18 protein-coding genes, 2 pseudogenes and 1 riboswitch are annotated in these 16,686 nt (G+C 71.1%); of the genes and pseudogenes, 14 read left to right on the forward strand and 6 right to left on the reverse strand.

Translation table 11 applies throughout. The annotated features are described in order from the left end of the window. Positions 1-21: 21 nt before the first annotated feature. The gene (locus IE318_RS06355; protein ID WP_189897404.1) at positions 22-1,149 is read left to right on the forward strand and encodes an 8-amino-7-oxononanoate synthase; all 1,128 of its coding nucleotides are present in this window, start codon (positions 22-24) and stop codon (positions 1,147-1,149) included. 38 nt (positions 1,150-1,187) lie between these two features. Here IE318_RS06355 and IE318_RS06360 read toward each other — a convergent pair whose 3' ends face one another. Together IE318_RS06360 and IE318_RS06365 are read right to left on the reverse strand one after the other, a co-directional pair. Then, positions 1,188-1,418, reverse strand: coding sequence for a DUF397 domain-containing protein (locus IE318_RS06360; RefSeq protein ID WP_030178071.1), 231 nt, complete (start codon positions 1,416-1,418; stop codon positions 1,188-1,190). A 32-nt stretch (positions 1,419-1,450) separates the two neighbouring features. Continuing rightward, positions 1,451-2,311 (reverse strand): helix-turn-helix domain-containing protein, encoded by an 861-nt coding sequence (locus IE318_RS06365; RefSeq protein ID WP_030178070.1) that lies wholly within the window; start codon positions 2,309-2,311, stop codon positions 1,451-1,453. A 238-nt stretch (positions 2,312-2,549) separates the two neighbouring features. Here IE318_RS06365 and IE318_RS06370 point away from each other — a divergent pair, with 238 nt between their 5' ends. Next, entirely contained in the window at positions 2,550-3,008 is a 459-nt protein-coding gene (locus tag IE318_RS06370; protein ID WP_030178068.1) for an ATP-binding protein, read from the forward strand. A gap of 130 nt (positions 3,009-3,138) precedes the next feature. On the opposite strand, the gene IE318_RS06375 is transcribed toward IE318_RS06370, so the two are convergent. The 3 genes from IE318_RS06375 to IE318_RS06385 form a co-directional block, all read right to left on the reverse strand. After that, positions 3,139-3,612, reverse strand: coding sequence for a C40 family peptidase (locus tag IE318_RS06375; RefSeq protein WP_030178066.1), 474 nt, complete (start codon positions 3,610-3,612; stop codon positions 3,139-3,141). Between the two features lie 3 nt (positions 3,613-3,615). After that, a riboswitch (cyclic di-AMP (ydaO/yuaA leader) is annotated at positions 3,616-3,752 on the reverse strand. 416 nt (positions 3,753-4,168) lie between these two features. After that, positions 4,169-4,477 carry a hypothetical protein gene (locus IE318_RS06380; RefSeq protein ID WP_189897406.1) on the reverse strand — a complete coding sequence of 103 codons (309 nt, stop codon included), beginning with the start codon at positions 4,475-4,477 and terminating at the stop codon, positions 4,169-4,171. A gap of 7 nt (positions 4,478-4,484) precedes the next feature. Further along, the gene (locus IE318_RS06385; protein WP_189897408.1) at positions 4,485-5,120 is read right to left on the reverse strand and encodes an ATP-dependent Clp protease proteolytic subunit; all 636 of its coding nucleotides are present in this window, start codon (positions 5,118-5,120) and stop codon (positions 4,485-4,487) included. 168 nt (positions 5,121-5,288) lie between these two features. On the opposite strand from IE318_RS06385, the gene IE318_RS06390 reads away from it, so the two are divergent. From IE318_RS06390 to IE318_RS06430, 9 genes are all read left to right on the forward strand, one after another. Further along, positions 5,289-5,648, forward strand: coding sequence for an ANTAR domain-containing protein (locus IE318_RS06390; RefSeq protein ID WP_189897410.1), 360 nt, complete (start codon positions 5,289-5,291; stop codon positions 5,646-5,648). A gap of 32 nt (positions 5,649-5,680) precedes the next feature. Then, the gene (locus IE318_RS06395) at positions 5,681-5,962 is read left to right on the forward strand and encodes a type II toxin-antitoxin system Phd/YefM family antitoxin (RefSeq protein ID WP_189897412.1); all 282 of its coding nucleotides are present in this window, start codon (positions 5,681-5,683) and stop codon (positions 5,960-5,962) included. A 274-nt stretch (positions 5,963-6,236) separates the two neighbouring features. Continuing rightward, positions 6,237-6,539: an urease subunit gamma gene (locus IE318_RS06400; protein WP_030178057.1), complete on the forward strand. Its 303-nt coding sequence runs from the start codon at positions 6,237-6,239 to the stop codon at positions 6,537-6,539. Between the two features lie 14 nt (positions 6,540-6,553). Next, positions 6,554-6,865, forward strand: coding sequence for an urease subunit beta (locus tag IE318_RS06405; protein ID WP_030178055.1), 312 nt, complete (start codon positions 6,554-6,556; stop codon positions 6,863-6,865). Then, positions 6,858-8,579 (forward strand): urease subunit alpha, encoded by a 1,722-nt coding sequence (locus IE318_RS06410; RefSeq protein ID WP_189897414.1) that lies wholly within the window; start codon positions 6,858-6,860, stop codon positions 8,577-8,579. Before IE318_RS06405 ends, IE318_RS06410 begins: the two co-directional genes overlap by 8 nt. A 10-nt stretch (positions 8,580-8,589) precedes the next feature. Further along, a complete protein-coding gene (locus IE318_RS06415) occupies positions 8,590-9,264 on the forward strand; it encodes an urease accessory protein UreF (protein ID WP_189897417.1) in 675 nt (224 codons plus the stop codon). A gap of 168 nt (positions 9,265-9,432) precedes the next feature. Beyond that, positions 9,433-10,110, forward strand: a complete 678-nt coding sequence (ureG, locus tag IE318_RS06420; protein ID WP_189897420.1) for an urease accessory protein UreG — start codon at positions 9,433-9,435, stop codon at positions 10,108-10,110. Continuing rightward, a complete protein-coding gene (locus tag IE318_RS06425; RefSeq protein WP_189897422.1) occupies positions 10,107-10,958 on the forward strand; it encodes an urease accessory protein UreD in 852 nt (283 codons plus the stop codon). Before ureG ends, IE318_RS06425 begins: the two co-directional genes overlap by 4 nt. A 152-nt stretch (positions 10,959-11,110) precedes the next feature. Further along, positions 11,111-12,679 (forward strand): alpha/beta hydrolase, encoded by a 1,569-nt coding sequence (locus tag IE318_RS06430; protein ID WP_373311087.1) that lies wholly within the window; start codon positions 11,111-11,113, stop codon positions 12,677-12,679. A gap of 181 nt (positions 12,680-12,860) precedes the next feature. On the opposite strand, the gene IE318_RS06435 is transcribed toward IE318_RS06430, so the two are convergent. After that, complete coding sequence (locus IE318_RS06435) at positions 12,861-13,586, reverse strand: lysophospholipid acyltransferase family protein (protein ID WP_189897427.1); 726 nt, start codon at positions 13,584-13,586, stop codon at positions 12,861-12,863. A gap of 861 nt (positions 13,587-14,447) precedes the next feature. Here IE318_RS06435 and IE318_RS46840 point away from each other — a divergent pair. The 3 genes and pseudogenes from IE318_RS46840 to IE318_RS06450 all read left to right on the forward strand — a co-directional run. Further along, positions 14,448-14,564 (forward strand): annotated as a pseudogene (locus tag IE318_RS46840) (CoA transferase); the annotation flags it as partial. A 19-nt stretch (positions 14,565-14,583) separates the two neighbouring features. Continuing rightward, positions 14,584-15,763, forward strand: a pseudogene (locus IE318_RS06445) (acyl-CoA dehydrogenase family protein). Positions 15,764-15,935: 172 nt separating this feature from the next. Next, complete coding sequence (locus IE318_RS06450) at positions 15,936-16,586, forward strand: DedA family protein (RefSeq protein ID WP_189897429.1); 651 nt, start codon at positions 15,936-15,938, stop codon at positions 16,584-16,586. Positions 16,587-16,686: the final 100 nt, after the last annotated feature.

Here is a 16,686-nt window from a genome sequence, read left to right on the forward strand (position 1 = left end):
CTACAAAAGCCCGGAGGAGCCATGGCGTTCGGCTGGATCGACGAGCAGGCGGACGCACGCCGCCGGGCCGGGCTCGTACGGACCCTGCGCCCTCGCCCGGCCGACACGCCGCTGCTGGACCTGGCGAGCAACGACTACCTGGGGCTGGCCCGCCACCCCGAGGTGACCGAAGCGGCCGCCGCGGCGGCGCGTACCTGGGGCGGCGGCTCCACCGGCTCCCGGCTCGTCACCGGCACCACCGAGCTGCACACGGAACTGGAGCGCGAGCTGGCCGACTTCTGCGGCTTCGAGGCTGCGCTCGTGTTCTCCTCCGGATACGCCGCCAACCTCGCCGCGGTCACCGCGCTCGCGCCGCACGGCTCGCTGATCGTCTCCGACGCGGGCAACCACGCCTCGCTCATCGACGGCTGCCGGCTGGCCCGCGCCACCACACAGGTCGTCGCGCACGCCGACCCGGAGGCCGTGCGCAAGGCGCTCGGCACCCACGCCGGCGAGGCGGTCCTCGTCTCCGACACGGTGTTCTCGGTCGACGGCGACGCGGCCCCGCTCGCCGAGTTCGCGATGGCGTGCCGGGAGCACGGCGCGGGACTGGTCGTCGACGACGCCCACGGCCTGGGCGTCCTCGGCCCCGGCGGTCGCGGCGCCCCGCACGCAGCGGGGCTGGCGGGCGCCGACGACGTGGTGGTGACGGCCACGCTGTCCAAGTCGCTCGGCAGCCAGGGCGGGGCCGTGCTAGGACCCGCCCGGGTGATCGAACACCTGATCAACGCGGCCCGGACGTTCATCTTCGACACGGGCCTGGCCCCCGCCGCGGCAGGGGCGGCCCTGGCCGCCCTGAGACTGCTGCGCCGCGAGCCGGAGCGGGCGGCGCGGGCGCGCACGGTGGCGACCGAACTGCACGCACGCCTGACCGCCGCGGGGCTCGAGGCGGTACGCCCGGACGCCGCGGTGGTCTCCGTGCGCGCGCCGTCCCCGGAGAGCGCCGTGCGCTGGGCGGCCGACTGCCGTGCGGCGGGCCTGGCCGTGGGCTGCTTCCGTCCTCCTTCCGTGCCCGACGGCATCTCACGGCTCCGGCTGACCGCCCGTGCCGACCTCTCCGGGGCTCAGATCGAACGCGCGGTACGGGTGATCGGCGAAACGCGGCCATGAGTCGGCGTGACACGGCCGTGCGCCACCGGATACGGACCTCAGATGCGGTGCACCGCGGCCGTGAAGTCCGCCCAGCTCTCAGGGGAGAAGAGCAGTGCGGGTCCGGCCGGGTCCTTGGAGTCGCGCACGGCGAGCAGTCCTTCGCACGGCCCTGAGGCCGGCCGGGCCGTCTCGACGCAGTTGTTGGCTCCCGTGCTGTAGCTGCTGCGCAGCCACCGCACACCGTGCAGATCGGTAGGGGAAGGTACGTGCCCCAGCAAAGCGGACATGGTGCCTCCTTACGCGGTTGCGTGCCGTGCCGTCACTTGTCGTGGTGTATCGCGGCGATGAAGTCCAGCGAGTCCTCGATCGAAAGCGCGTGGTACCGAAGGGAGTTGAAGGCCTCGGTGTAGGCCTCTAGGTCTTCTTTCCGTTCGAGATGGAGGCTACTCGTCAAGTGGTCGAGAACAACGACGTCCAGATCAGAAGTGTTCGAAAATGAAAAGATTACGAAAGGACCGGTGATGCCGATATGCGCCCCGGCGGCGAACGGCAGTACCTGGAGCCGGACTTGGGGCAGTCGCGCCGCCCTGGTCAGGCGTTCCAGCTGCCGCGCCATCACCTCCGGCCCGCCGACCTCCCGGCGCAGCACCGCCTCGTCGAGCACGGCGTGCAGCTCCAGCGGAGGATCGGCCCGCAGCACGTCCTGCCGGGCCAGCCGCACCTCCACCAGGGCGTCCAGCCGGTCGTCGTCGGGTCCGTCCACGGCCGCCCGGGTCACCGCGCGGGCGTACTCCGGGGTCTGCAACAGCCCCGGGACCACCGAGGTCTCCAGGGTGCGCATCGCGGTGGCCTGTGACTCCAGGCTGATGAAGTCCCGGTACGTCGGCGGCAGTACGCCCCGATAGGCGTGCCACCAGTGCTGCCGTTCGTCGCCGTCGTCGGAGCCCGCCAGCACCATGAGCAGATCGCGCAGCTGGGAGTCGCGGACCGCGTAGGCGTCCAGCAGTAACCGCACATCGGCCGGTTTGACCCCGCTCGCGCCGGTCTCGATCCTGCTCACCTTCGACTGGTGCCAGCCCACCAGTCGGGCCGCCTCACCACTGGTGAGGCCCGCACCGGCGCGCAGCGCGCGCAGTTCGGCGCCCAGCTTGCGGCGGCGCACCGCGGGACCGTGCTGCATCGACTGCTCCTTACTCCGTCCGGGCTCCCGGTGACAGCCTCCGCAAACCCGCGCCAAATCCGCTCTGCCGTCGCACAGTTCACCGCTTCGAGCGACAGATATATGCACATCTTGGTGGATCGCCACCCGTGACCGGCCCTGTGGTGGCAGTCTGACGGCGAAGCACCAGTCCGGGACCGTACTCGAACCATCCGCTCCGTGTCGGACCCCGGTCCCGTGGGAAAGGGACGACGTCGCCATGGCAGACCATCTGGAAGCATCCGTCACTCTGCCGAGCGATCCCGCCTCGGTCGCCGCCGCCCGAACCTATGCGGTGGGCACCCTGACGGAGTGGGGCCTGCCGTCGGACACGGAGACCGCCGAGACCGTACGGCTCATCGTCTCCGAACTCGCCACCAACGCCGTACAGCACACCCTCGGGCAGTCACCCACCTTCACGGTGGACCTGGTCCTGGAACGTGACGAACAGCTGCGCATCGGGGTGACCGACAGCCACCCGCGCTTCCCCAAACGACTGCCGGCCGCCGTCCAGCAGGACAACGGCCGGGGGATGGTGATCATCCGGTGGCTCACCGCGGAGTGCGGCGGCACCCTCACCGTGCGCCCCACTCGTGAGGGCGGCAAGACGGTCTGGATCGAGCTCCCGTGGACCTTCGAGGACCGCCCGGTGACGACGGCGGGCAGACGGGAGTCGTAGAGGGGTCTCGCCCGCCCTCCGGGCGCGGGCAGGGGCCGGCCCGGCGGGCGCGGCCGGCGCGGCTGACGGGATGCGTGGCAGCCCGAGGCGGTGGCGGTGGCCCAACGGCCCCGCCACCGCCTCGGGCTCGTCAGCTGACCCGGCCGTACCAGACGCTCCGGGTCCAGATCTTCTGCAGCCGCACGACGTCCCCGGTCTTCGGGGCGTGCCAGATCTTGCCGCCGCCGGCGTAGATGCCGACGTGGTAGACGTACGAGCCCGAGTGGAAGAACACGAGGTCCCCGGCCCTGCGGCTGCGTGAGGAGATGTGGCGGGTCTTGTTGTACTGCTGGGCGGCCGTGCGCGGCAGCTTCTTGCCCGCCTTCTTGAACGAGTACAGCGTGAGCCCGGAGCAGTCGAACCTGCGCGGACCGGTCGCTCCCCACTGATAGGGGGAGCCCTTCTTGGACGCCGCGATCTTGAGCGCCTTCGTCGCCAGGGTCGCGGCCGAGGCGTCCGGTGCGAAGCCCGGTACCACGATCGAGCCACCCACGGCGGCGATGGTCAGGGCCGAGGCCGTGCCGGCCCGGGCCATGAACGACGGGACACGATTGAGCGCAGTCATGCGCAACCCTTCGTCAGCCGCCTGTGAAGGATGACCTGTCGGATTCGGGCTGGCGAAGTAGCCCGGCCGCGTCGGACGCGGCTTCACCCCAAGGGCTGCTCGACCCGGCCATGGCGTGACCGAACCGGCGACCCGTCGTGCTCGGGTCCTCCACTCCTGCCGATCCACTGCCGTCGACCGGTCGTCCGGGCGGCGGCAGGACTCGGCGTCCGCCCGGACCGCCCCGCCGCTGCGGCGGGGGCTTGTCGTCAGACAGGGATCTTGGCTCACGGATGTCCGAAAATCCCAACGGAACCGGGGATTTGTGTTGTTACTCACCACTCATCCGTTCGGGTGGACACCCATGCCTTCGAACGTCTGTCGCCTTCCGGGGTGAGGCCCGGACCAGCGCCGTAACACCTCATTGCGCCAAGTGGGGCAGGCGCGTTGCGCAACCGCTGCGGCCCCGAGAAAGGAAGGTCGTTTCCACCGAAAGGCGGTACGTCATTTGGTCCGTTCCGGTCTATCTGCGCGCGCCGTGTCCCCCTCGTCCGGCTGTTGTGCGGCTGTGGGGGCGTCAACTCGGGCCGTCGGGGGGCACGGTGACACGGGATGTGCGCCGGTCGCCGTCCAGGATCCGCAGCGCCCGCGCAAGCGTCGCCGCGTGCAGCTCCGTCTCGCCCCGCTGGTGCATCAGCGTCAGCGCGTCGCGCAGCTCGGCCGCCCTGCCGACCAGGGCCTGGGCGGCCCTCAGGCCCCGGTAGGTGTCGCCGGACCGGCCCGGGTTGATCCGGCCGAGCAGGTCCACCACGTCGAGGTAACGGTCGATCAGTTCCGCCTCGGCGCGGGTCAGCGCGGGCAGCGGCGGCAGCTCGGGCGGCAGCATCGACGGCTCATCCCGCGTCCGGTGCGGTCCGTACGGCGTCGCGGCCCGGGACGATCCGGTCCACCAGCCCGTACTCCAGCGCGCCCCGCGCGTCCAGGATCCGCTCGCGGTCCAGGTCCGCGGCCACCTGCTCCGGGGCGCGCCCGGTGTGCCGTACGAGCATGTCCTCCAGGCGGGCCCGCACGCGCAGCAGCTCCTCCGCCCGGACCGTCAGGTCCGACACCTGCCCCTCCACCGGCTCGGGCAGCGACGGCTGCCGCAGCACCATCCGCGCCCCGGGCAGCGCGGACCGCTTGCCCGGCGCGCCCGCGGCCAGCAGCAGGGCGGCGGTGGCGACGGCCTGGCCCAGGCAGACCGTCGCCACGTCGCAGGCGACGAAGGCCATCGTGTCGTGGATCGCCGCCATGGCCTCGAAGGAGCCGCCGGGCGAGTTGATGTACAGCGAGATGTCCCGGTCGGGGTTCTGGTGCTCGAGGTGGACGAGCTGTGCGATGACGTCGTTCGCCGAGGTGTCGTCGATCGGCGTGCCGAGCAGGACGATCCGTTCCTCCAGGAGTTTGGCGTACGGATCCAGCGTGCGTCGTCCGGCGCTCGTGAGCTCGGTGAACTCCGGCAGGACGTGGTGGTCGGACGGTCGGTTCATGGCGCATCCCTCCAGAAAGAGATCTGTAAAAAATGTACAGGACGTACGTGCGTCGATGGGGAATGCAGTCGGGGATGGCGCGGTGATTCTGTCTCCGGTCGTGCTCGGCAGGCTCCTGGAGCAAGCTGGAGATGGAACTCCGGCCGCTCGACGACCCAGGAGATCTCCATGGCGTTCTTCGCGATTTCCCGGTGGCATCCCCTCCAGCCGCTCTCCGTGACCGATCTCGTGCTGGAACACGAGCGGCTGCACGAGGAGATCGGCCAGCTGCGGCACGCCGTGACCTCGCACGCCGTCATCGACCAGGCCATCGGTGCGGTGGTGGCCTTCGCCGGGGTGCCGCCCGACGACGCCTGGCGGGTGCTGCGGGAGGTCTCGCAGCGCACGAACACCAAGGTGCGCACGGTCGCCGAACACGTCCTGAAGTTCGCGCAGGGCGGCGCGCTGTCCGACACCGAGCTGGAGGAGCTGAGGCGGGCGCTCGACCGGCACGCGGAGGGCCTGCCCGTGGGCCGTTCCGAGCCCTGAGGGCGACCGCGAACGCCCCGTAAGGTGGGTGTATGGCCTACGAGATTCCGGTGACGCAAGCCAGGGCTGAGCTCGCCGATCTGATCAACCGCGTGGTGTACGGCGGTGAGCGCGTCGTGGTCACGCGGCACGGCAAGCCTCTGGTCGCCCTGGTCTCCGCAGCCGACCTGGAACGGCTGGAGGGCGAGTGCGAGGAGCCCGCCGGGGAGCAGGTCATCGGCGCCGTCTCCCAGGTCCGGGACGTCGCCCCCGCCCCGCGCGAACAGCACCGCTTCGGCATCACGGCCGAGCACCGGGGACCGGAGCCCCGCTAGCGGATCGCCTTCCGGCCGCACCCCGCGTCGTGGCCGGACCTCCGTCGCGCGCCGCGTATGGGCCGGCTCATACGCCGGTCATGAAATGATCAAGGTCTGGTTAACGTCGACGAAACTCCGGCGAACTAGCCTCGCATTCCACGCCACCTGCGGTTTTTCCGTCCGGGATGTTCGGAAATGGGCCATGCGTCCGTGTGTTAGACCTGTCTCCCGTCGCGGTGGCTGCGGCAACCGGACCCCGCACGGTCCGGAGCGAGGACTGTGAGGTGGGTACGTGCAACTGACCCCGCACGAACAAGAGAGGCTGCTGATCCATGTGGCGGCCGACGTGGCCGAGAAGCGCCGGGCCCGAGGGCTGAGGCTGAACCACCCGGAGGCGGTCGCCCTCATCACGTCGCACATCCTCGAGGGCGCCCGCGACGGCCGTACCGTCGCCGAGCTCATGTCCACCGGACGCAAGCTGCTCACCAGGGACGACGTCATGGACGGCGTGGCGGAGATGATCCACGACGTCCAGGTCGAGGCCACCTTCCCCGACGGCACCAAGCTCGTGACCGTCCACGAGCCGATCGTCTGAGGGGGAGGACCGCCGTGATCCCCGGAGAGATCCTGTTCGCCGACGGCCCGATCGTCTACAACGAGGGCCGCGAGGTCACCCGGCTGACCGTGCTGAACGCCGCCGACCGCCCCGTCCAGGTCGGTTCCCACTACCACTTCGCCGAGGCCAACCCCGGCCTGGAGTTCGACCGTGCCGCCGCGCACGGCAAGCGGCTGAACATCGCCGCCGGGACCGCCGTGCGCTTCGAGCCCGGCATCCCCGTCGACGTCGAACTCGTCCCGCTCGCCGGCGCCCGCATCGTGCCCGGGCTGCGCGGCCGGATCGGGGGTGCCCTCGATGCCTGAGATCTCGCGTGCCGCCTACGCCGACCTGTTCGGCCCCACCACCGGCGACCGCATCCGGCTCGCCGACACCGACCTGGTCGTCGAGATCGAGGAGGACCGCTGCGGCGGCCCCGGACTCGCCGGTGACGAGGCCGTCTTCGGCGGCGGCAAGGTCATCCGCGAGTCCATGGGACAGTCGCGGGCCACCCGCGCCGACGGCGCCCCCGACACGGTGATCACCGGTGTCGTCATCGTCGACCACTGGGGCGTCGTCAAGGCCGACGTCGGCATCCGCGACGGCCGGATCACCGGCATCGGCAAGGCGGGCAACCCCGACACCATGGACGGCGTCCACCCGGACCTCGTCCTCGGCCCGGAGACCGAGATCATCGCGGGCAACGGGCGCATCCTCACCGCCGGCGCCGTCGACGCGCACGTCCACTTCATCTGCCCCCAGGTCGCCGACGAGGCGCTCGCCTCCGGCATCACCACCCTGGTGGGCGGCGGCACCGGCCCGGCCGAGGGCTCGAAGGCGACCACCGTGACCCCCGGCCCGTGGCACCTGGCCCGGACACTGGAGGCGCTGGAGGCGTACCCGCTCAACATCGGCCTGCTGGGCAAGGGCAACACCGTCTCCCACGAGGCGATGCTCTCCCAGATCCGCGGCGGGGCGCTCGGCCTGAAGCTGCACGAGGACTGGGGTTCCACGCCCGCCGTCATCGACGCCGCGCTCACCGTCGCCGACCGCACCGGCATCCAGGTCGCCATCCACACCGACACCCTCAACGAGGCCGGTTTCGTGGGTGACACGCTCGCCGCGATCGCCGGGCGCGGCATCCACAGCTACCACACCGAGGGCGCGGGCGGCGGACACGCGCCGGACATCATGACCGTGGTGTCCGAGCCGAACGTGCTGCCCAGCTCCACCAACCCGACCCGCCCGTTCACCGTCAACACCGCCGAGGAACACCTCGACATGCTGATGGTGTGCCACCACCTCAACCCCGCCGTGCCGGAGGACCTGGCGTTCGCCGAGTCGCGGATCCGCCCGTCCACGATCGGCGCCGAGGACGTCCTGCACGACCTCGGCGCGATCTCGATCATCTCCTCCGACTCCCAGGCCATGGGCCGGGTCGGCGAGGTGATCCTGCGGACCTGGCAGACGGCGCACGTCATGAAGCGCCGCCGGGGAGCGCTGCCGGGCGACGGTCGTGCCGACAACCATCGCGTACGTCGATATGTCGCCAAGTACACGATCAACCCGGCCGCCGCGCAGGGCCTGGACCACGAGATCGGTTCGGTCCGGAGCGGAAAGCTCGCCGACCTGGTGCTGTGGGAGCCCGCCTTCTTCGGCGTCAAGCCGCTGCTGGTCATCAAGGGCGGGCAGATCGCGTACGCCCAGATGGGTGATGCGAACGCCTCGATCCCGACCCCGCAGCCCATCCTGCCGCGCCCGATGTACGGCGCGATCGGACGGGCGCCCGCGTCCAACTCGTTCAACTTCGTGGCTCCGCTCGCGCTGGAGGACGGGCTGCCGGAGCGGCTCCGGCTGGGCAAGCGCTTCGTCGCCATCGCCTCCACGCGTGGGGTGACCAAGGCCGACATGCGGGAGAACGACGCTCGGCCGGACGTCCGCATCGACCCGGACAGCTTCGCCGTCCGCATCGACGGCGAGCTGGTCGAGGCGACACCGGCCGCCGAACTGCCCATGGCCCAGCGCTACTTCCTCTTCTGAGGGTGCCGGTATGTCACGAGCGGCACTTCTCGTCCTGGCCGACGGCCGCTTTCCCGCCGGAGGGCACGCGCACTCCGGCGGGGCCGAGGCGGCCGTCAGGGCCGGGCGCATCACCTCAGCGGCGGACCTGGCGGACTTCTGCCGTGGCCGGCTACAGACGACCGGGCTGGTCGCCGCCGCCCTCGCCGCGGCCGCCGCGCTCGGGCACGACCCGGCCGAACTCGACGCGGCGGCGGACGCGCGGACCCCGTCACCGGCACTGCGGGTGGCCGCGCGCAAGCTGGGGCGGCAGCTGATGCGGGCCGCCCGGGCGACCTGGCCGACGGCCGAACTGGACACCGTGGCACGGGCGTTCCCCAAAGGGGCCCATCAGCCGGTGGTGCTCGGGCTGACGGCGCGGGCGGCCGGGCTGGGGCCCGAGGACGCGGCGCACTGTGCGGCGTACGAGAGCGTGAGCGGGCCGGCCACGGCGACGGTGCGGTTGCTCGGCCTCGATCCGTTCGACGCGACGGGTGTGCTGGCGCGGCTGGCGCCCGAGCTGGACGGGGTGGTCGAGCGGGCGGTGAGCGCGGCGCGGCTTGCCGCCGTCGACGGGGTCGATGCGCTGCCCGCGGCGTCGGCGCCGCTGCTCGAGATCGGGGCGGAGGCGCATGCGGCCTGGCCGGTGCGGTTGTTCGCGTCGTAGGCCCGTTTGGGGTCCGTCCGTCCCGGGGAGTTCGCCCCCGCCGCCCCTTCCCATTCCCGACCCTGGGGGCTTCGCCCCCACAGACCCCCATCGTCCTGAACGGCCTCGTCCTCAAACGCCGGACGGGCTGACATGCCCCGACCGGGCTGCTTGTACTGGAGCCATCTCATGCATCTCGATCACTCCCACCACACCACCCCCGCCCCGAGCGCCGATGCGCATCGGCCCGACGGGAGGCGGCGGGCGCTGCGGATCGGGCTCGGCGGGCCCGTGGGGTCCGGGAAGACCGCCACGGTCGCCGCGCTGTGCCGGGCGCTGCGCGAGGAGTTCTCGCTCGCCGTCGTCACCAACGACATCTACACGCGCGAGGACGCCGAGTTCCTGTTGCGCGAGGCGGTGCTGCCGCCCGAGCGGATCACGGCCGTGGAGACGGGCGCCTGCCCGCACACGGCGATCCGGGACGACATCTCGGCGAACCTGGAGGCCGTCGAGGACCTGGAGGACGCCGTCGGTCCGCTGGACCTGGTCCTCGTGGAGTCCGGCGGGGACAACCTCACCGCGACCTTCTCCAAGGGGCTCGTCGACGCGCAGATCTTCGTCATCGACGTCGCCGGCGGCGACGACATCCCGCGCAAGGGCGGTCCCGGTGTCACCACCGCCGACCTGCTCGTCGTCAACAAGACCGACCTCGCGCCGTACGTCGGCTCCGACCTCGGGCGGATGGCCGCCGACGCGAAGGCCGCGCGCGGCGAACTGCCGGTCGTCCTCCAGTCGCTGCGGAGCGAGACCGGGGCGTCCGAGGTCGCCGCCTGGGTGCGGGCACGGCTCGCGGCGTGGACGGCATGACGGCCGTGGCCCCGAACGCGGCCGCTGCCACCGCCTCGGCAGCCGCTGCCACCGCCTCGGCGGCCGGCGTCCGGGCTGCCGCGCGGATCGTCGCCCGGGACGACGGACGTGGTGGTACCTCCCTGCGCGTGCTGGAGGGCGAGGGACCGCTCGCGCCGCGGCGGACGCGGGGGAGCGGCGCCGAGGCGCACGTCCTGCTCGTCGGCGCGATGAGCGGACCGCTCGGCGGTGACCGTTTCGCCGTCGACGCACGGGTCGGGAGCGGGGCCCGGCTGCGGATCGGGTCGGCCGCCGCCACCCTCGCGCTGCCGGGGCAGGCCCCGGGCGAGGCGCGGTACGACGTACGGCTCACCGTGGCCGACGGTGGCGAACTGCACTGGCTGCCCGAGCAGTTGATCTCCGCACGCGCCAGCGACCTGCGGGTCACCACGCGCGTCGACCTGGCGCCGACGGCTCGTCTCGTCCTGCGCGAGGAACAGGTGCTCGGCCGGGCGGGGGAGACCCCCGGGCGGCTCACCAGCCGTCTCACTGTCCGGATCGGCGGCCGGGCCGTGCTCGACCAGGAGTTGTGCTGCGGCCCCGGCGCGCCGGCCGGCTGGGACGGGCCCGCCGTGCTGGCCGGACACCGGGCCGTGGGACAGCTCGTCGTGGTGCGCCCTGAGTTCGCGCGGACACCGGTGGCGGCCCGCATGCTCGGCGAGGGCGCCGTGCTGGTCCCGCTCGCCGGGCCCGCCGCGCTGGTGAGCGCGGTGGCGCCGGACGCGCTGCTGCTGCGCCGTCTGCTCGACGAGGCACTGGCGGCCCTCGGCCCGGCGACGGCCGGGGAACCGGCGCCGGATCTCCGCTGAGCGGAACAATCCGCGCCGGTTATCGGATTGGCAAAGAAGGTCAACGACCCCTGTTCTCAGGGACCTCACAGCCGGAAGGATCCCCCGTACCCAATTCGTAACGATGTACGGGGAGGTCCTACTTGAGGGACATCAGACCGAAGAGCCGGGTCATGGCGCTCGGTTCGGCCGGTGCGCTGGTCACGGCGACCCTGATAGCCGGCGCCGTGTCGGCCCCCGCGGCCAGCGCGGACAGCCGCCGCGGCCAGGACCGCGAGGCGGTGGGCGCGGCGATCGCCGCCGCCCACGCCGCCAAGACCGGTATCGACTGGCAGGACTGCCCCGCCGACTGGGGACTGGCCAAGCCCATCCAGTGCGGCTACGTCTCCGTGCCGCTCGACTACGCGCACCCCTTCGGCAAGCAGATCAAGCTCGCCGTCGACCGCATCGGCAACACCGGCACCCCGCAGGAGCGCCAGGGCGCCCTCGTCTACAACCCGGGTGGTCCGGGCGGCTCGGGCCTGCGCTTCCCGGCCCGGGTCACCGCCAAGAACCCGGTCTGGGCCAACGTGGCGAAGGCCTACGACTTCGTCGGCTTCGACCCGCGCGGTGTCGGCCACTCGGCGCCCATCTCCTGCATGGATCCGCAGGAGTTCGTGAAGGCACCCAAGATGGACCCGGTGCCCGACTCCGAGGCCGACAAGCTCGCCCAGCGCAAGCTGGCCCGCGAGTACGCCGACGGCTGCCTGGACCGCACCGGCCGGGCCATGCTCGAGCAGATGACCACGCCGAACACCGCCCGCGACCTGGACGTCATCCGCGCCGCGCTCGGTGAGAAGAAGATCAACTACCTGGGTGTCTCCTACGGCACCTACCTCGGCGCCGTCTACGGCACGCTCTTCCCGGGCCACGTCCGCCGGATGATCGTGGACAGCGTCGTCAACCCGGCGAAGGAGAACATCTGGTACCAGGCCAACCTGGGCCAGGACGTCGCCTTCGAGGGCCGCTGGAAGGACTGGGAGGACTGGGTCGCCAAGAACGACGCCAGCTTCCACCTGGGCACCACCCGCGACGCCGTCCAGGCCAAGTGGCTCCAGCTGCGCGCCACCGCGAAGAAGAACCCGATCGGCGGGGTCGTCGGCCCGGCCGAGCTGCTCGGCTTCTTCCAGAGCGCCCCGTACTACGACTCCTCGTGGGTGCCGGTGGCGACGGTGTTCAGCAAGTACTTCGCCGGTGACACCCAGGCGCTCGTCGACGCCGCCGCCCCCGACATGTCCGACACCGCGGGCAACATCTCCTCGGAGAACGGCAACGCCGTCTACACGGCCGTCGAGTGCACCGACGCCAAGTGGCCCACCAGCTGGAAGAAGTGGGACCAGGACAACACGCGGCTGAACGCCAAGTACCCGTTCTTGACCTGGTCCAACGCCTGGATGAACCTGCCGTGCGCCACCTGGCCGGTTCAGCAGCAGACCCCGGTGAACGTCAAGACCGGCAAGGGCCTGCCGCAGGTGCTGATCGTGCAGTCCACGCGGGACGCGGCCACCCCGTACCCGGGCGCCGTCGAACTGCACAAGCGCTTCAAGGGCTCCCGCCTGATCACCGAGAAGGACGCGGGCTCCCACGGAGTCACCGGTCTGGTCAACCCGTGCATCAACAGCCGGGTGGACGCCTACCTGCTCACCGGCAAGGTGGACGGGTCGGACGTGACCTGCACTCCGCACGCGACCCCGCAGCCGTAACGGGCGGACGCACGCGGTGAGGGGCGGCCGGGATGCCCGGGCGCCCCTTCGCCGTACCGCCTCGGCCTAGGTGTGCTGGCCGGACAGGTTGGTGACGCGGCTGGCTGGTGTTTGGCCGATCATGCCGGGCTCGCGGCGCCTGGCACCGCGCCTCGCCGCGTTGTCGTCGGTTGGGCCCGGGTCAACCCAGCGGCGAACGCGGGAACCGGCGCTCCTTCTCGCCCGCGGCGGCGGCCTGCTCGGCCTTGGCCACGGCCGCGTACTGGTCGACGTACTCCTGCTCGGACAGCGTCAGGATCGCGTACATGATCTCGTCGGTGACGGCGCGCAGGACCGCCTTCTCGTCCTCCATCCCGGCGTAGCGGGAGAAGTCCAGCGGCTTGCCGAAGCGGATGACGACCGGGTGGATCCTCGGGACGACCTTGCCCGGGGGCTGGGCCTCGAACGTACCGATCATCGCGCACGGCACCACGGGGACGCCCGCCTTGAGCGCCATGACGGCGACGCCGACCTTGCCCTTGTACAGGCGGCCGTCGTGCGATCGGGTGCCCTCGGGATAGATGCCGAGCAACTCCCCCTTGCTCAGCACCCCGAGGCCCTCCCGGATCGCCGCCTGGCCGGCCTCCTTCCCGGAGCGGTCGACGGGGATCTGCCCGGCGCTGCGGAAGAAGGCGGCCGTGAGGCGGCCCCTGAGGCCCGGGCCCGTGAAGTACTCCGCCTTCGCCAGAAAGGTGATGCGCCGTCTGAGAATCGCGGGCATCAGGAAGTGGTCCGAGAACGACAGATGGTTGCCCGCGACGATGGCCGCGCCGGAGTCCGGCACATGCTCCAGCCCCTCGATACGTGGCCGGAAGACCATCCGGAGCAGCGGTCCCAGCAGCACGTATTTGAGCAGGTAGTAGAACACGGCTCGCTCCTTACTCTTACCAGGACCGCTTCATACCGGCGTCTTCGCAGGTCAGCCACAGGATTGCGGCAGTGGGCGCCAGTGTGACTGTAGTCATCTGTAACCGTGTTCGGCAGGGCCCATGCTGACCCTTTGCCGAGTTCACTGACGGGCGGTCAGTTCCGGTTGCCGCATGCCTCTCGGGGTGGCGCCGATGCACGAAGCCCTCCGTCACTCGTTCTGGAAGACCGGAGCTTGCGCATGGCGAGTACGGTGCCCTCCGGGCTGATGGAGACGACGCCGTTCCATGTGCGGTCCCAGGACGTCCCGCGTCTCTTGGCCCTCCATGCGTGTACGCGTTCCCGGTAGGCGGCCACGTCGGGGTGCCGCTCGGGCTTCTTCCTGGTGACCACGGCAGAGAGGATGCCGGCCGCGACACCGGAGAACGCCTGGACCCTTTCCCCGATGAGTCGGAAGACATGGTCCGTGCCTTCGAATTTCTCGCCCAGCCATGTGTAGCTCTGGTCCTGGTCGCTGCCGGCGGCGGCGTGCGAACCCCCCGGAACAAGTCGCTGCCCTGCCGTGCATTGAGAAGCGCCGCGGTGGATTCGCCATCACCTGCGAAGGCTGTGACGCCTGCGGCCTCGACACGGGCCAATGCGCGCTGGAACCAGGCGTAGTCCTTCGGCCCTACATGGCATCCGGGCTCGACCGAATCGGGGTCCTTACCGCTGCCAGGCTTGAAGATCCCTATGTCGGGATTCTTGTCCTCCAACGACAAACCGATGGCGTCGACGGGCCAGCCGTCGGGTATGTGCAGCCATCCACCGGGCCCCTGGGCATGGAGGGCGTGGACTGTGATCGGCCCGTCCATAGAGCCGGCTGTGCGAGGCGCTCGGCCACCCGGAATGGGCGGACGATCCGCGCTTCGCCACCGACCGCGACCGGGTCACCCACCGCGTCGCCCTCAACGCCGAACTCCAAGCCGCCCTGGCCCGTGACCGTAAGGAGTCCGACCATGCCCTTCCCTGCCCTCGACCCGGCCGACCCGCTCGGCGTGGAGTCCCTCCTCACCGATACCGACAGGGCCGTGCGCGACACGGTCCGCCAGTACCTGGACGACAAGGTGCAGCCGCACATCGCCGGCTGGTTCGAGCAGGGAGACCTCCCCACCCTCACCGAACTCGCCCGCGACTTCGGCGAGCTGGGCCTGCTCGGTATGCACCTCGACGGCTATGGCTGCTCGGGAATGTCCGCTCTCGCGTACGGACTGGCCTGCCGTGAGCTGGAGGCTTGTTCCTCGGACCTGCGTTCCTTCGTCTCCGTACAGGGTTCCCTCGCCATGTTCGCGATCCACCGGTTCGGCTCCGAGGAGCAGAAGCAGGAATGGCTGCTGCGTATGGCGGCGGGCACGGCCATCGGATGCTTCGGCCTGACCGAACCCGACCACGGCTCCGACCCTTCGCCGATGCGCACGCGCGCCCGGCGCGATGGCGGCGACTGGATCCTCGACGGGCGCAAGATGTGGATCACCAATGGCCCGGTGGCGGCGGTCGCCGTCGTCTGGGCACGCACGGCGACGGCATCCGAGGCTTCGTCGTACCGACGGACACCCCCGGCCTCTCCGCGCCCCTCATCAAGCACAAGATGTCGCTACGGGCCAGTGTCATGAGCGAACTCGTGCTGGACGCCGTCCGGTTGCCCGCATCCGCGATGCTGCCCCAGGCCGTGGCGTCTCCGCACCGCTCACCTGCCTCAACGAGGCGCGGTACGGCATTGTCTGGGGGGTCACCGGCGCGGCCCGCTCGGCCTGGCAGGCAGCCGCCGACTGCGCGGCCCAGCGCGAACAGTTCGGCAAGCCTCTGGCAGCCTTCCAGCTCACCCAGCAGAAGCTGGTCGACATGGCCCTGGAACTGCACAAGTCGACCATGACCGCGCTGCGGTTGGCCGATCTGAAGGACTCCGCGGAAGGCGTCCACCCCGCGCAGATCAGCTTCGGCAAGCTGAACAACGTACGCGAGGCCCTCGAGATCTGCCGCACGGCCAGGACGATCCTGGGCGCCAACGGAATCTCCCTCGAATACCCGGTCATCCGCCACATGAACAACCTGGAGTCCGTCCTCACCTACGAGGGCACGACCGAGATGCACACCCTCGCCCTCGGCCAGGCACTGACCGGCGTCGCGGCCTTCCGCTGACACGGTTCGCACAACGTTCGCTGCCGAGCAAACGGGGGCGTTCTCGCAGGTCGACCTCTGTGCCGTGGGGGCGCAAGTGCATGTGCGGGGGCGGCGCGAGGAACCGGGCCCGCGGAACCGGGCGCGCGGCGCCTGCCGGATCCCGCGCGCCCGGCGACGTACGGTGGGCCGTATGGCCCCTCCGCTTCCGGGTCCGCTTCAGGACCTGGCGCCGCTGCTCAGCCACTACGGCTACTGGGCCGTGGGTGGCGTGGTCCTGGTGGAGGACTTCGGGGTCCCCGCCCCTGGCGAGACCATCCTGATCGCCGCGGGCGTGTACGCCGGCGCGGGTGAGCTGAACGTCGTGGCCGTGGGCGTGATCGGGTTTCTGGCCGCCGTCGTCGGGGACAACATCGGCTATCTGATCGGCCACTTCGGCGGGCGCGCCTTCGTCCACCGCTGGGGGAGGTACGTCTTCCTGACACCCGAGCGGTTCGAGGCGGCCGAGCGGTTCTTCACCCGGCACGGCGGCAAGATCGTCACGGTGGCTCGCTTCATCGAGGGGCTGCGCCAGGCCAACGGCATCATCGCCGGCACCACCGGCATGCCCTGGCGCCGCTTCCTCGCCTTCAACGCGCTCGGCGCGGCGCTGTGGGTGGGCCTGTGGGTGACCCTCGCGTACTTCGCCGGCACGCACATCAACGCCGTCTACGACACCATCCAGCGGTACGAGGCATTCGTGCTCGCCGGGATCGGCGTCCTCGTCGCCGCGCTGATCGCCCGGCATGTGCTGCGGCGCAGGCGCCGGCACCGGCACCAGGAGAGCCGAGAGGAACGCCCCTGAGGGGGATACCGGAATACCCCTGGGGGGTATGCTGTTCCGGTGTGGTGCAGGGCTTCGTCAGCAGGCGGGGCCGCATCAGCGCCGACAGGGGAGAGCGACG

The organism is Streptomyces spiralis, from assembly GCF_014654675.1.
GTDB classification, from domain to species: Bacteria; Actinomycetota; Actinomycetes; order Streptomycetales; family Streptomycetaceae; genus Streptomyces; species Streptomyces spiralis.

Bases quoted from the DNA above. Each gene is read 5' to 3' on its own strand.
- IE318_RS06355 (WP_189897404.1), top strand. From the start codon at position 22: ATGGCGTTCGGCTGGATCGACGAGCAGGCGGACGCACGCCGCCGGGCC.
- IE318_RS06360 (WP_030178071.1), bottom strand. From the start codon at position 1,418: ATGTCCGCTTTGCTGGGGCACGTACCTTCCCCTACCGATCTGCACGGT.
- IE318_RS06365 (WP_030178070.1), bottom strand. From the start codon at position 2,311: ATGCAGCACGGTCCCGCGGTGCGCCGCCGCAAGCTGGGCGCCGAACTG.
- IE318_RS06370 (WP_030178068.1), top strand. From the start codon at position 2,550: ATGGCAGACCATCTGGAAGCATCCGTCACTCTGCCGAGCGATCCCGCC.
- IE318_RS06375 (WP_030178066.1), bottom strand. From the start codon at position 3,612: ATGACTGCGCTCAATCGTGTCCCGTCGTTCATGGCCCGGGCCGGCACG.
- IE318_RS06380 (WP_189897406.1), bottom strand. From the start codon at position 4,477: ATGCTGCCGCCCGAGCTGCCGCCGCTGCCCGCGCTGACCCGCGCCGAG.
- IE318_RS06385 (WP_189897408.1), bottom strand. From the start codon at position 5,120: ATGAACCGACCGTCCGACCACCACGTCCTGCCGGAGTTCACCGAGCTC.
- IE318_RS06390 (WP_189897410.1), top strand. From the start codon at position 5,289: ATGGCGTTCTTCGCGATTTCCCGGTGGCATCCCCTCCAGCCGCTCTCC.
- IE318_RS06395 (WP_189897412.1), top strand. From the start codon at position 5,681: ATGGCCTACGAGATTCCGGTGACGCAAGCCAGGGCTGAGCTCGCCGAT.
- IE318_RS06410 (WP_189897414.1), top strand. From the start codon at position 6,858: ATGCCTGAGATCTCGCGTGCCGCCTACGCCGACCTGTTCGGCCCCACC.
- IE318_RS06415 (WP_189897417.1), top strand. From the start codon at position 8,590: ATGTCACGAGCGGCACTTCTCGTCCTGGCCGACGGCCGCTTTCCCGCC.
- ureG (WP_189897420.1), top strand. From the start codon at position 9,433: ATGCATCTCGATCACTCCCACCACACCACCCCCGCCCCGAGCGCCGAT.
- IE318_RS06425 (WP_189897422.1), top strand. From the start codon at position 10,107: ATGACGGCCGTGGCCCCGAACGCGGCCGCTGCCACCGCCTCGGCAGCC.
- IE318_RS06430 (WP_373311087.1), top strand. From the start codon at position 11,111: ATGGCGCTCGGTTCGGCCGGTGCGCTGGTCACGGCGACCCTGATAGCC.
- IE318_RS06450 (WP_189897429.1), top strand. From the start codon at position 15,936: ATGGCCCCTCCGCTTCCGGGTCCGCTTCAGGACCTGGCGCCGCTGCTC.